The 13,694-nt window shown below is 42.6% G+C and carries 11 protein-coding genes; 8 read left to right on the top strand and 3 right to left on the bottom strand.

Annotated features, from left to right (window positions below):
- Nucleotides 1-96: 96 nt before the first annotated feature.
- Both H2245_RS00450 and H2245_RS00455 read right to left on the bottom strand, forming a co-directional pair.
- Nucleotides 97-2,529: a copper-translocating P-type ATPase gene (locus H2245_RS00450; protein WP_220464340.1), complete on the bottom strand. Its 2,433-nt coding sequence runs from the start codon at nucleotides 2,527-2,529 to the stop codon at nucleotides 97-99.
- Nucleotides 2,530-2,630: 101 nt separating this feature from the next.
- Nucleotides 2,631-2,777: a hypothetical protein gene (locus tag H2245_RS00455; protein WP_182405060.1), complete on the bottom strand. Its 147-nt coding sequence runs from the start codon at nucleotides 2,775-2,777 to the stop codon at nucleotides 2,631-2,633.
- A 234-nt stretch (nucleotides 2,778-3,011) separates the two neighbouring features.
- Between H2245_RS00455 and H2245_RS00460 the strand changes: the two genes are divergently transcribed.
- The 5 genes from H2245_RS00460 (at nucleotide 3,012) to H2245_RS00480 (ending at nucleotide 8,921) form a co-directional block, all read left to right on the top strand.
- Nucleotides 3,012-3,728 carry a heavy metal response regulator transcription factor gene (locus tag H2245_RS00460; RefSeq protein WP_182405061.1) on the top strand — a complete coding sequence of 239 codons (717 nt, stop codon included), beginning with the start codon at nucleotides 3,012-3,014 and terminating at the stop codon, nucleotides 3,726-3,728.
- 1 nt (nucleotide 3,729) lies between these two features.
- Entirely contained in the window at nucleotides 3,730-5,199 is a 1,470-nt protein-coding gene (locus H2245_RS00465) for a histidine kinase dimerization/phospho-acceptor domain-containing protein (protein WP_182405062.1), read from the top strand.
- Nucleotides 5,200-5,586: 387 nt separating this feature from the next.
- Entirely contained in the window at nucleotides 5,587-6,957 is a 1,371-nt protein-coding gene (gene nirK / locus H2245_RS00470; protein ID WP_259365019.1) for a copper-containing nitrite reductase, read from the top strand.
- Nucleotides 6,958-7,008: 51 nt separating this feature from the next.
- Nucleotides 7,009-7,719: a succinate dehydrogenase iron-sulfur subunit gene (locus tag H2245_RS00475; RefSeq protein WP_182405064.1), complete on the top strand. Its 711-nt coding sequence runs from the start codon at nucleotides 7,009-7,011 to the stop codon at nucleotides 7,717-7,719.
- A gap of 11 nt (nucleotides 7,720-7,730) precedes the next feature.
- On the top strand, nucleotides 7,731-8,921 hold the full coding sequence (locus H2245_RS00480; RefSeq protein ID WP_182405065.1) for a leucine-rich repeat domain-containing protein: 1,191 nt from the start codon (nucleotides 7,731-7,733) through the stop codon (nucleotides 8,919-8,921).
- A 558-nt stretch (nucleotides 8,922-9,479) separates the two neighbouring features.
- Here H2245_RS00480 and H2245_RS00485 read toward each other — a convergent pair.
- A complete protein-coding gene (locus H2245_RS00485; RefSeq protein ID WP_220464341.1) occupies nucleotides 9,480-10,385 on the bottom strand; it encodes a LysR family transcriptional regulator in 906 nt (301 codons plus the stop codon).
- A 176-nt stretch (nucleotides 10,386-10,561) separates the two neighbouring features.
- Between H2245_RS00485 and H2245_RS00490 the strand changes: the two genes are divergently transcribed.
- From H2245_RS00490 to H2245_RS00500, 3 genes are all read left to right on the top strand, one after another.
- A complete protein-coding gene (locus H2245_RS00490) occupies nucleotides 10,562-10,951 on the top strand; it encodes a RidA family protein (RefSeq protein ID WP_182405066.1) in 390 nt (129 codons plus the stop codon).
- Nucleotides 10,952-11,026: 75 nt separating this feature from the next.
- Complete coding sequence (locus H2245_RS00495) at nucleotides 11,027-12,490, top strand: aldehyde dehydrogenase family protein (RefSeq protein ID WP_182405067.1); 1,464 nt, start codon at nucleotides 11,027-11,029, stop codon at nucleotides 12,488-12,490.
- Between the two features lie 29 nt (nucleotides 12,491-12,519).
- Nucleotides 12,520-13,584, top strand: a complete 1,065-nt coding sequence (locus tag H2245_RS00500) for a dipeptidase (protein ID WP_259365020.1) — start codon at nucleotides 12,520-12,522, stop codon at nucleotides 13,582-13,584.
- Nucleotides 13,585-13,694: the final 110 nt, after the last annotated feature.

Consider the following 13,694-nt stretch of genomic DNA (forward strand, 5'->3'; position numbering starts at 1 on the left):
AATGACTCTGACAACAACATGACGCTAAGATGACAAAATTGTCATATTGCGATTTTGACGTATAAATAGAGCTACCATATATGCACAGTATTAACCTTACAACTTCAAACGGCGTAATCGCAGCGCATTACCAATAACCGATACCGAAGAAAGACTCATCGCAGCGGCCGCTATCATTGGACTGAGTAAAATTCCGAAGAATGGGTACAGCACACCTGCCGCAATCGGTATGCCAAGCGCGTTATAGAAGAAGGCAAAGAATAGGTTCTGTCTGATATTACGCATTGTAGAATGGCTCAGTTTATGGGCTCTAGCAATTCCCATCAGATCGCCCTTCACTAACGTGATGCCTGCACTTTCCATGGCCACATCTGTACCTGTGCCCATGGCGATGCCAACGTTAGCCTGTGCAAGAGCGGGAGCATCATTGATACCGTCTCCCGCCATTGCTACGACTTTGCCGCTGCTTTGCAGCTCCTTGATGATACGGTTTTTGTCCTCTGGAGAGACATCCGCATGTACCTCATCAATATTTAATTTACTGGCAACCGCTCTAGCCGTTATCTCATTGTCACCCGTCAGCATGACTACGCGTAGTCCAGCTTTGTGCAGCAGAGATATTGCCTCGCTCGTACTTGGCTTGATAGGATCAGCCACTGAGATTAGACCAGCGGCATGCCCATCTACTGCAACGAACATGACAGTTTCACCGTCCTTTCTGCGTTTGTCGGCACGGTCTGAAAGCGCACTGTCAAAACTATGAAGACGATGCATGAATTTAGAATTGCCTACGGCGACTTGTTTACCATTAACCAGCGCCTGCGCGCCTTCACCAGTGGTCGAACTAAAATCACTGGCTTTAGCCATATTGAGGGATTTTGCCTTTGCAGCCTTAACGATAGCTTCTGCTAAAGGATGTTCGCTGGCACTCTCTACCGCTGCGACTAGCACAAGAAGTTCATCTTCATCTAATCCGCCAAGCGCTTCGATAGCGGTAAGCTCTGGTTTACCTGCTGTCAGCGTTCCTGTTTTGTCGACAACGATGGTGTCGACTTTTTCCATGCTCTCTAACGCTTCAGCATTCTTGATAAGTACGCCGTTTTGAGCCCCTTTGCCAGTACCAACCATAATCGACATTGGTGTGGCGAGCCCTAACGCACAAGGGCAGGCGATGATTAATACCGCGATAGCGTTGACCAGTGCAAAAGCCATTGCAGGCGCAGGTCCGAACATAGCCCAGACAATAAAGGTTATCACAGAACAGATAAGGACGATCGGCACGAACCACCCAGCTACCTTATCCACCAGCTTCTGTATTGGTGCGCGACTGCGCTGAGCTTCAGCGACCATCTTGACAATCTTGGATAATACGGTGTCATCACCAACGTCGACCGCTTTAATTAATAGCGTTCCAGTACCGTTGACTGTGCCGCCGGTGACCGTATCCCCTTGTGCCTTTAAGACTGGAATGGGTTCGCCAGTCACCATCGATTCATCGATGCTGCTACTGCCTTCAAGCACCGTGCCGTCTACCGGGAGCTTTTCTCCTGGCTTCACTCGCAGTGTGTCACCGCTAACAACTTCGTCAAGTGATACTTCTGTCTCGACATCATTCTCATCCACACGTCTTGCTGTTGGTGGAGCCAGCTCAAGTAGCGCGCGAATCGCGCCAGAGGTCTGACTTCTAGCTTTGAGTTCTAACACCTGCCCCAATAGCACCAAGGTCACAATGACAGCTGCCGCTTCATAGTAGACACCGACTTGACCAGAAGCATCCCTGAAGCTGTCTGGGAAAATATCCGGAAGGAAGGTTGCTATCAGACTGAAACCAAAAGCTGCGCCTACGCCCACTGCAATCAGAGTGAACATGTTCAGGTTGCGGCTTTTTATTGACTGCCAACCACGAACGAAGAACGGTGTGCCTCCCCATAACACCACTGGTGTCGCAAGTGCCAGTTGAATCCACTGAGCAATCTGCCCAGAGATATCGCCCTTAATAAGGTTGTCTAGGTTTATACCTACCATATGGCTCATTGCATACAAAAACAGCGGTATTGTGAGTACCGTGCATATCCAAAAACGGCGAGTCATATCGTCGAGCTCTGAGGTGTCTTCCTCACCAATAGTAACCGTCTCTGACTCCAGTGCCATGCCACATATCGGACAGCCACTATTCTCAACATCTCTGACTTCTGGATGCATAGGACAGGTATAAACGGTTCCACTGTAGCCAGCTGGAACCAAATCGTACTTGCCGCCTTTGACAGATTTTAACTCTGTATTAGACGTGTTGTGGTTATGACTATGGCAGCTTGCGTGGTCATCTTTTGTGTCTTTGTCAGTCATCTCTGCCATTTCGACAACAGTGTCTTCAGGTTTAAGAGACATTTTGCATATTGGACAACCGCTATCTTCAACGTCTCTGACTTCTGGGTGCATAGGGCAGGTATAAACGGTTCCGCTGTAGCCCGCTGGTACCTTATTGTGCTTACTGTCTACTTCTTTTTCTTCATGCGTATCATGTTTCATAAAATCATTCCTTGAAGACGGTAAGTAGACATCTAGACGACGCGGAGTTAGTACCCGAACACTATTTCCCTACTGTCAAATTCAGATGTTTATCGTTAAGCTTATTCTTGTTTACGCAGATACTTTAGTAGCGCCATAACTGTTAGTATCAGTATGGTAAAAATTAATATTACAAACAGCAGCCAGATAACCATCATTCCCCAGCCCATGCCATTCATCATGCTCCCATGCATCATTCCGTTCATCATAATATTTCCCCGTAACTCATCGTGTTAGCATTAATAATGGTATGCGAATGCCTTCCAAATAAATATTTATCTGCTACTAACGAGTTGTGATAAATAACAGCGTAACATTACGGCTCTGACAACAACATGACGCTAAGATGACAATGCTGTCATGTTGCGGTCATAGCATAGGAATGGTGCTGACATTCCTCTATGATTAACACCATTAAACTAACGAACCAGCATGGGTCTGCTATGAAGATATTATTAGTCGAAGATGAATTATCGCTTGGTGACTATATAAAAAAAGGTCTGAGCGAAGCAGGCTTTATCGTTGACCATCAAACCACAGGACTTGATGGTTACCATGCCTTAATGAGCGAGGATTTTAACGTTGTGGTGATGGATGTGATGCTGCCTGATATCAGTGGCTTTGAGCTAGTAAGTAATTACCGCGCTGCTGGTAAGCATACCCCTATCTTATTTTTAACGGCTAAAGATGATTTGAGTGATCGTATAAAGGGGATTGAAATAGGTGGGGATGACTATCTGACTAAGCCCTTTGCATTCGCTGAGCTGTTAGTGAGAATAAAGAGCTTGCTACGCCGTGCCAATCAGGCGGATTACAGTAGTAACCTCATGCAAATTGCAGATTTGAAGATGGATATCGCTAAACGTAGTGTACATAGAGGTGAGCAGCCTATTAAATTAACTGCAAAAGAGTTCTCCCTATTGCAGTTTTTACTTGAGCGCCAAGGCGAGGTATTACCGCGCTCAGTTATTGCCTCTCAGGTTTGGGATGTAAATTTTGATAGCGACACCAACGTCATTGATGTCGCGATTCGGCGCTTAAGAATTAAAATTGATGATGATTATGAAGTAAAGCTGATACACACGGTTCGTGGTATGGGATATCGCTTAGAAGTTATGGATAGCAGCCATGATTTAACACATCCGATAGACAACCAATAACATGACGCCCATTGTCACAGACGGACGCCTATCACTGTTATGGCGGACACTATTTTTACTAACGCTTTGTGTAGTAATTACCCAAATCTGTCTTTATTTATGGATTCAGCATTCAGTTAATGGTCATTTTGAGCAAATGGACGCAGAGATTCTAACCCATGCGGCGTTTAATGTGCGTCAGAATATGACGGATAGCTTGCTCAATAATCAGGGTACAACACAACTTTCTAGCCAGTCAATCCAACTACAAAACGTTGGACTGGACTACGATGTAAAAACCGTTATTACCGATAAACAGGGAAAATTTATTGCCAGTAGGCCCACAGGCTTTATGAGTCAGTCAGGTGATAAGCGTTCAGTAAAAGACTTGTGGCAACAACATCATGAGCAGCCGTTTGATTTAAAAATTGATAGTCGTCATTATCGAGCGATTGTCATTCAGCATTCTGGGCGCTTAGCCCTTATTGCCTTACCTATCGACGTTCACCATCAATACCTCGCCCAATTTAACCGTCAGCTCATTCTTATCTTAATGGCTATTACCTTTATATTGGTATCCGTTGCGGCTTTCAGTGTCCATTTAGGGTTTGCCCCACTATCGACCATCAGACAAAAGATGACCCGAATTAATGCCGAAAAGCTTGATGATCGTATTGTCATTAGTGAGATGCCCAGTGAACTGCGCCCACTTGCTGACGCTTATAACGCCATGATGGATAAGCTTGAGCATAACTTTGCTTCATTATCGCGCTTCTCGGATGATATTGCGCATGAGCTTCGTACTCCGCTTGCAATCTTAAGTACCCAAACTCAAGTGATGTTAAGTAAACCTAGAGATAGCAATGAATACGTTGAGCAACTGCACGATCAGCATGACACCCTTGAGCAGTTATCCAGCTTGATTAACAACATGCTGTTATTGGCAAAAACGCAAAAAGGACTCTATGACTCGCAATTCGCTGCTGTTGATACCGAGACTCTGATTACTAAGATGATTGCTTATTACGAATTTATAGCGGAAGATCGTGGGATTGTATTTGAAAAAAGCGGAGACTTTAAAGCTGTATTGGGAGATGACAGCTTATTGCAAAGGCTGTTTGCCAATCTGATATCAAACGCTATCTATTATTCGGCAAGCGATAGCGTCATTACTATTGCCGCCTCTACTACAGATAATAGCGTTATGAGTCATACAGAGAAGGAAAATCGATCGGTATCAAACCAGTCATTTTTAAAGCCATACCTAAAAATAACACTCACTAATCAACTGAATGAACCCTTAACACAAATAGAGGCCGATAGATTGTCTGAGCGTTTTTATCGTCATCATAAGAACAATACTTTGCATTCAGGTACGGGTCTAGGGTTATCGATCGTACAAGCGATTGTGAATGCCCATGATGGCAGAATGAGCATCACTGTCAAAGATGAATATTATTTTCAGGTCAGTGTGGAGCTGCTAATCCCTTAATTATAGCGTATACCCAAGAACTTTTTATTTAATGGGTATTGTTTAAAGTTATAGAGGATTTGTTTATTAAGTATATCTATATAGTTTATTTAAAATATATAAGTCGCATAAGTAACTGTTTTCATTTAGGATAAATATTAAAGAGCCTACTCTTATCAGGGATATGAGTTTATTGCTAATTTTACATACGATTAAAAGAACCTGAACCACTTCACATAATAAAAGGAACTTATTATGCTTTTATTCGATTCTACTTTTAATCATCACAAAGAAATATTTAACTATTCGAATTTAGCCTTAGCCTGCCTTTTAGCGCTGGGCACTCTAAATATAACTGGGTGTGATAAAACCAATACAGAAGCGACAGCCACTAACGCGGTCGAACCCATGACAGATAAAGCCTCGAGTAAAGATAACGGCGGAGAAGGGGACTTGCCAATTATCGATGCGGTGCTGACTCATGCGCCTAACGTACCACCACCTATTAATCGTGACTATCCTGCAAAGGTTAGGGTAAAGATGGAAACTGTCGAAACAGTTATGCGTTTGGCGGACGGAGTAGATTATGAGTTCTGGACATTTGGCGGCCAAGTACCTGGTCAGTTTGTTCGAATTCGTGAAGGTGATGAGGTCGAGTTCCACTTATCAAATCATCCTGACTCTAAGATGCCACACAATATCGATTTGCATGCAGTGACAGGACCGCATGGTGGCGCGTCGTCGTCGTTTACTGCACCGGGTTATACCTCGGAGTTTAATTTTAAAGCATTAAATCCAGGACTGTATGTCTATCACTGTGCAACGGCGCCCGTTGGCATGCACATTGCCAATGGTATGTACGGGCTAATATTGGTTGAGCCCAAAGAGGGCTTATCAAAAGTTGATCACGAGTATTATGTGATGCAAGGAGACTTCTACACCAAGGGTAGCTACGGTCAGCAAGGTCTTCAGCCCTTTGATATGGATAAGGCAGTCTCAGAGAATCCAGACTATGTCTTATTTAATGGCTCAGTGGGCGCGCTGACCGGTGATAATGCGCTGAAGGCCAATGTGGGCGAAACAGTACGCTTATTCGTTGGAAACGGTGGCCCGAACCTAGTGTCGTCTTTTCACGTCATTGGTGAAATCTTTGATAAAGTATATGTTGATGGCGGCACTACAGAGAATCATAACGTGCAGACGACGCTCATACCGTCAGGCGGTGCTGCGATTACCGAATTTAAGACAGACGTACCTGGTGAGTACATCTTGGTCGACCACTCAATCTTTCGTGCCTTTAATAAAGGAGCTTTAGGGATTTTGCAAGTCGAAGGTAAAGAGAACAAGCGCATCTATTCAGGCAAAACCAAATACCGTGTCTATCTACCGGAAGGCGCAGCCACGCAAAGTATCGCTAATAGTAAACCTGCTCCGCGAAAAGTCGCCGCAAACAAGCAGCAGCGAATTGAGATGGGTAAATATGTCTATGATAATAACTGCGCCGCATGTCATCAGCCAACGGGGCTAGGTATCCCTAAAGCCTTTCCGCCGTTGGCTAAATCTGACTATTTACTCAAAGATCCCAATCGCGCTATCAATGCGGTCATACATGGCCTCAATGGCAAGATTATGGTTAATGGTGAAGTTTATGATAGCGTTATGCCAGCCGTTGCGCTAGATGACGAAAGAGTGGCAAACGTCGTGACTTATATCCTCAATACTTGGGGAAATAATGGTGGTGAAGTAACGCCAGATCAAGTTAAAGCCGCTCGTAAGTAGAACTATTATTCTCTATAAGCCTACTATCACATACATCTGGAGTTTAGCATTATGAGCCGAGGTACTCGCACCATCGAAATCTATCGCTATGACCCTGATAAGGACACAGCGCCACGCATGCAGAGCTATACGATTGAACTGCTGGACTCAGATCGTATGTTGCTTGATATATTAATACGTCTCAAACAACAAGATGAAACCATCACTTTTCGTCGTTCTTGCCGTGAAGGCATTTGCGGCTCTGATGCTATGAATATTAATGGTAGAAACGGCTTGGCATGTCTAATAAATTTGAATAGTCTACCTGAAAAAATAACGGTTCGTCCGCTACCAGGTCTACCAGTTGTTCGTGATTTGGTTATCGATATGAATCAATTTTACGAGCAATATGAAAAGATTCATCCTTACTTAATCAATGATCAGCCCCCACCGCCAACCGAGCGTCTGCAATCACCTGAGCAACGTGAAAAGCTAAATGGTCTCTACGAGTGTATTTTATGCGCGTGTTGTTCAACTGCTTGCCCATCGTTTTGGTGGAATCCTGATAAGTTTTTAGGCCCAGCAGCGCTATTAAACGCTAATCGCTTTGCTGTAGATAGCCGAGATACGGATACTCGGGCACGTTTGCTACGTTTAGAAGATCCGTTCAGTTTATTCCGTTGTCGAGGCATAATGAATTGCGTGTTGTATTGTCCAAAGGGATTAAACCCCACTAAAGCCATTGGTAATTTGCGTAACATGCTGATTAACCAAGCGGGCTAAGGAGCAAGGCTATGTTTCAAGATAATAATAACTATCATCAGGAAATCTCTAATACTTCTAACAAAACGTTAGATACTGACGATAATTGGGTTAAGAAAATATGGGCATGGGCAGACGAATTTGAATTGCTCAACTCTGAGGTTCCTCGTAATAAAGAGGCTTTGCTGGCCATGAAAAAGCTAGAAATTCTAGAGCCTGAACTGGATGAACAACATTCTAGAGATGTCTATAGAGTGGGCTATATACCTGACGAAATCACTTATCTGACGAATCTTGTAGAAATTAGTGTTAGTGGTATTAATTCGAGTCATTTACCGCAAAATATAGGGCTACTCTCTAACCTAACCAAACTGTCTATCTATCATTCTAACCTTATAGAATTACCCAATAGTATTGGGCAACTCAGCAACCTGACTGAACTTCTTATTGATGATAGTAAGCTCAAACAGCTACCTGATAGTATGGGTCAACTTGCTAATCTTACTAAGCTTTTTATTAGTCGGTGTAAGCTTAGATGCTTACCGGATAGTTTTGGTCAGCTCTCTAATCTTACGGAACTTGATCTGATTGACTGTGAGTTGGCAGAATTACCTGACAGCATTGGTCAACTTAGTAGTCTTACTAAGCTTTTTATTAATCATTGTAATCTTAAACACTTGCCTAATCATGTCGGACAATTCAGTAACCTGACTCAGCTAGACCTGATTCACTGTGCGTTTAAACATCTTCCTGATAATATTGGGCAACTCGCTAACCTAACTAAGTTGTATATTAATCATTGTGAGCTTATAGACCTTCCTAATAGCATTGGGCAACTTCATAATTTAACGGAGCTTTTTATTAGTCACTGTCTTCTGGAAGAATTACCTGACAGTATTGGCCAGCTCACTAGCCTAACCAAGCTTGATCTTATTAATTGTAACCTTAAATGCTTACCTGATAGCATTGGGCAACTTAGTAACCTTACGGAGCTTAATCTTATTCACTGTCATCTCGAATCTTTTCCAGACAGTATTCATCAGCTCAATAACCTAACCAAGCTTAATTTTACGGATTGTGGACTTAGAGAGCTACCTGAGAGTTTTTTACAGCTCACTAATCTAGAATGGGTTAATTTTAACGGAAACCCTCTCGATAATCTTTCTACGCCTATATTAAATCATCTACTTACCACAAATACAGTATATGGTTTGGAGAGATAGTAATATCGCTGATTATAAGGAACCACTATCGAATGACTGACAATAGCCCCTCGGTTAAGTAGGCTGGTTTGCTTGTTATAGCCTCATATTAGACTGGCAGCATCAGTTAATAAAAGAGACATTTTAAAGACACCATGTAAATGGTCCTCAGTTTTACGGCGCATCCTTTTTCTCTTGCAATAGTGAACCTTAAGTTAAATTAACCTAGAGAGAGGAATCCACTTACCCAGGTATTTGAAGATAAGATTGGCGTAAAACTATTGCACTAACCGATCTACTTAAGCAAATCATAGCAATGGGCTGGTAGTGATGCATCATGTTCCTAGATAGCTGCTAAATAATTACTAATAGGAAACACTGGTAACAGTGCTAGCCTTTTCATAAGCGAATGTCAGCCAGCTAATGAGACAGTTGATACTGCTTATCCAAAGTTAAATTGCTGCATATAAAGAGTAGATACAATAACCGTCTCCTCCCTTATACCTTAAAATTCTAATAACATAGTTATAATCTATAAATCTAAAAAAGAAGGCAATAGTTAGCCTTATTGTTAATACATTACAAGAAATAATACTCTTGAACGTAGGCCACACATAGCTCATAGAAAGCTTGAGCCGGTGGAGATATAGATTTATTGGCTAATTTAAAAATACCGATTTGTCTATTCAAAGAAGGGTCAAGTAAATTTATCCAGACCAGTTCGGGCTCATTAGAAGGGAAGGCAAGTTTCGGCAGGGTAGTAATGCCAAGATCGTTTCTTAATAAGGAGAACAGTGAGGTAATATTTTCTACCGTATATCGAGCCTTTCGATTGAGCACTTCTGCAGGTGTATTCTCAAGCAACTTACAAGTGCCGTTATAAATAAACGGCTCTGCCATAAGTTGCTGCCACTTTAATCCGTGCGACTGAGTTAATTCATCACTTTCTTGCAAATGGTTCAGCTCATTACTTTTAAGACAAACCACACCGATGGGATCTGATATAAGCAGGGTAAAATCAATTTCTTTTTCATCAATACTCGTACAGTTTCCCAATGCCAAATCTACTTCACCCGTGAGTAATCGATTTGCTACGCCAACCGCATTATCATCTATCAATACGATTTCGATATCGGGATATTTTTTTGAATAAGCAACTAACACGCTAGGCAATAGCTTAGTCACTAGCGATGGCACACTGGCAATTCTTATTTTCCCCTTTTCTCCTGATGCTATTGCCTGTAAATCGTCTTCTAATCCTTGATAGACACTGAGAAACTGTTGAATTTTGGGCACACAGCTTTCTCCAAAAGGGGTCAATGTTGCTTTATTTCCAACTTCAAATAAACGCTGATCTAGTGTCTTCTCAAGCTCCTTTATCGATGCGGATAATGCTGCCTGTGACCTGTTAGCGCGGTTAGCTGCTGCACGAAACCCGCCTTCTTCTACCACAAATAAAAAATGTCGTAACTGCTGTAGTTTCATAGTGATTAGCGCCTTTGTGCTTGCTGTTATTGATTAAATACATATTAATTATCAATGATAGATTAAATCTATCGTTTTTGATATTTAATTAGTTAGATTTATCATTATTTATTGCGTAGGATAAGCACTAACAAAGAAATAAATTGTGAAACCATTCAATCAAGGGATATGACGATATGACCACTCACTCAACCAAACAAGCGGTTAAAACCTCACTTTATGCCTCTAAGTCGCCACTTGAATGGGCAGTCACAAACAATGGAACTTTATATACTGCGCAAATTCCTATTGATGAGAATGGTGACGTGGTTGCGGGTGGTATCGAAGCCCAAACTCGACAAACGCTAGATAACCTTAAACACACCTTAGAATGTGCCAATGCCAGCATGGATTCAGTATTACAAGTACTCATCTATGTTACAGATCGCGAGTATCTAAAAACGGTTAATCAAGTTTATGCTGAATACTTTACTGCACCTTACCCAAACCGTGCTGCGCTAGTCATATCAGGATTGGCAAGAGAAGAAATGCTGGTTGAGCTGGTCGTATATGCGGCTGTGCTATAAACCTTTTCGACTCTATTTACCTAAGTATTCAAAAACTTTCATCATTCAAATTTTTAATAAACTAAGGACAATATAATGTCAAATCAAGCCCTCAAACAAGACCCAAAAAAATCACTTTATATCAATGGTGAATGGCAAGCGGGTAGTAATACCATTGCCAATATTAATCCATCAGATGTTAGTGAAACGATTGGCGAGTTTGCTCAAGCCAGTAGCGAACAAGTACAAGATGCCATTGCCGCTGCACGCCTTGCACAGCCAAAATGGGAAAAAACGCCCATGGAGAAAAAGCAATCTATCTTGCAAGCGATTGGCGATGAGATGATTGCGCGTTGTGATGAATTGGGTACTTTGCTATCACGTGAAGAAGGCAAACCTTTCGCTGAAGGTCGTGGCGAGATTTATCGTGCTGGTCAATTCTTTCATTATTATGCCGCTGAAGTATTACGCCAGATGGGTGACCTTGCTGACTCGGTGCGTCCTGGTGTGAAAGTCGAAGTGACCCGTGAAGCAGTCGGTGTCGTCGCTATCATTTCACCTTGGAACTTCCCAACTGCTACTGCTGTCTGGAAAATTGCACCAGCGTTAGCCTATGGCAACAGTGTCATCTGGAAGCCTGCGAATCTAACGCCTGCTAGTGCGGTTGCTTTAGCTGAAATCATTCACCGTCAAGGGTTACCAGAAGGTACGTTTAACTTAGTATTGGGTGGTGGCTCATCAGTTGGTGACGCGCTGATTAATTCAAAAGATATCGATGCAGTTAGCTTTACTGGTTCAGTCGCAACAGGCCGCAAAGTTGCTGCGGCAACCGCGCCAAACTTTGTCCGTTGCCAACTTGAGATGGGTAGTAAAAACGCCTTGGTCATTGCCGATGATGCTGATTTGCAAGTTGCCATTGATGCTGCCGTTGCTGGTGCATTTGGTGGTTCAGGACAAAAATGTACTGCATCTTCACGCTTGATTGTGATGGACGGTATTCATGATGCTTTCGTCGACGGTGTTGTCGCAAAAATGAAAACTTTAAAAGTTGGTCACGCGCTTGATGACGGTATTTTTATGGGTCCGATTGTTGATGACAAACAGCTTGCGTCTAACATGGATTGGATCGAAAAAGCCAAGCAATTAGGTGCCAATTTAGCCTTTGGTGGTGAGCGTTTAGACATGCCGCATGAGGGTTACTATATGTCACCAACTTTGTTCACCGAGACTGATAATAGCTGGGACGTTAACCAAGAAGAAGTATTCGCGCCAATGGCTTGTGTGATGCGTGTGAAGAATTTAGAAGAAGCGATTGCTATGACCAATGATACGCGCTTTGGTTTGACAGGTGGCATTATCACTCAAAGCTTGCGTAATAGCGCGATGTTTAAGGAACAAGTACAAGCAGGCTGCGTCATGGTCAATCTAGCAACCGCTGGTACCGATTATCATGTGCCGTTTGGTGGTCGTAAAGAGTCAAGCTTTGGTCCACGCGAACAAGGTTCGTATGCCAAAGAGTTTTATACCATTGTTAAAACGGCTTATCAGAAAGCGTACTAGAGGCTTATTAAAAGGGCTTATAAAAAAGGATGCTAGCCGCAATCGAGGCGCAACTGATTGGACATGCACCTAGCGGCTACTTACACAAAGCAGAAAAGGAATTTGATATGTACCAAGACCATATCGTCATTGACGGATTACAGTATAGCCATTGGGATCGTGATTATTTCAAAATGCTACAAGCCAGTGGTATTCATGCGGTACATGCCACTTTGGTATACCACGAGGATGCACGGCAGACGATGACTCGCTTTGCCGAGTGGAATAGCCGCTTTGAACAAAACTCAGACCTGATCTTACCGGTATATTCAGTGTTTGATATTGAGAATGCGAAGCAGCAAGGCAAAGTGGGTATATTTTTTGGCGCACAGAACTGTTCACCGATTGATGATGAGATTGGTCTTATTAGTGTCATGCGCCGTTTAGGTCTATTAATTATGCAATTGACCTATAACAACCAGAGCTTACTGGCGACGGGTTGTTATGAGCAAAATGATTCAGGGGTAACACGTTTCGGTCAACAAGCCATAGCCGAGATGAATCGAGTCGGTATGATTATTGATATGTCGCACAGCGCAGAGCAATCAACGCTTGAAGCCATTGAGATATCGAGCCGTCCAATCTGTATCAGTCATGCCAATCCGACTACTGCGCATGAAGCGTTGCGTAATAAATCTGACACCGTTATTAGTGCTTTAACCAAGGCAGGTGGCTTATTAGGATTTAGCTTATATCCTTTTCATTTACCGAATGGCAGTGATTGTACGTTAAATGATTTTTGTACCATGATTGCTGATTGTGCTGATAAATATGGCGTTGAGCATTTAGCGATTGGTAGTGACTTATGCCTTAACCAACCACAAGCAGTACTCGAGTGGATGCGTAACGGGCGTTGGTCAAAGGCAATGGACTATGGTGAAGGCAATGCTAATAACTCAGGTTGGCCAGATACTTTGCCGTGGTTTGCGGGCAAGGATGGTATGGAAAATATTTATAACGGTTTATTAAAACATGGCTTCAATGATAAAGATGCTGGAAAAATCATCGGTCAAAATTGGTTTGATTTTCTTGAAAGCGGTATAAAACCTTTATAAAGCGTTTAGTAATATTTAGCGCTTCAACCTAACAAAATGAACGTATAAACCAGCAAGGCAGTGTTAATGTCCGTGTCAATGTAATACCGACCTAAGCGAAACAACTTTAT

This window comes from Psychrobacter sp. GP33 (assembly GCF_014119005.1).
Taxonomy (GTDB): Bacteria; Pseudomonadota; Gammaproteobacteria; order Pseudomonadales; family Moraxellaceae; genus Psychrobacter.

What these genes read in the sequence shown, in the direction of transcription:
- H2245_RS00500 (WP_259365020.1), top strand. Translation starts at nt 12,520, where the DNA reads ATGCTAGCCGCAATCGAGGCGCAACTGATTGGACATGCACCTAGCGGC.
- H2245_RS00460 (WP_182405061.1), top strand. Translation starts at nt 3,012, where the DNA reads ATGAAGATATTATTAGTCGAAGATGAATTATCGCTTGGTGACTATATA.
- H2245_RS00475 (WP_182405064.1), top strand. Translation starts at nt 7,009, where the DNA reads ATGAGCCGAGGTACTCGCACCATCGAAATCTATCGCTATGACCCTGAT.
- H2245_RS00455 (WP_182405060.1), bottom strand. Translation starts at nt 2,777, where the DNA reads ATGATGAACGGAATGATGCATGGGAGCATGATGAATGGCATGGGCTGG.
- nirK (WP_259365019.1), top strand. Translation starts at nt 5,587, where the DNA reads ATGACAGATAAAGCCTCGAGTAAAGATAACGGCGGAGAAGGGGACTTG.
- H2245_RS00490 (WP_182405066.1), top strand. Translation starts at nt 10,562, where the DNA reads ATGACCACTCACTCAACCAAACAAGCGGTTAAAACCTCACTTTATGCC.
- H2245_RS00480 (WP_182405065.1), top strand. Translation starts at nt 7,731, where the DNA reads ATGTTTCAAGATAATAATAACTATCATCAGGAAATCTCTAATACTTCT.
- H2245_RS00450 (WP_220464340.1), bottom strand. Translation starts at nt 2,529, where the DNA reads ATGAAACATGATACGCATGAAGAAAAAGAAGTAGACAGTAAGCACAAT.
- H2245_RS00465 (WP_182405062.1), top strand. Translation starts at nt 3,730, where the DNA reads ATGACGCCCATTGTCACAGACGGACGCCTATCACTGTTATGGCGGACA.
- H2245_RS00485 (WP_220464341.1), bottom strand. Translation starts at nt 10,385, where the DNA reads ATGAAACTACAGCAGTTACGACATTTTTTATTTGTGGTAGAAGAAGGC.
- H2245_RS00495 (WP_182405067.1), top strand. Translation starts at nt 11,027, where the DNA reads ATGTCAAATCAAGCCCTCAAACAAGACCCAAAAAAATCACTTTATATC.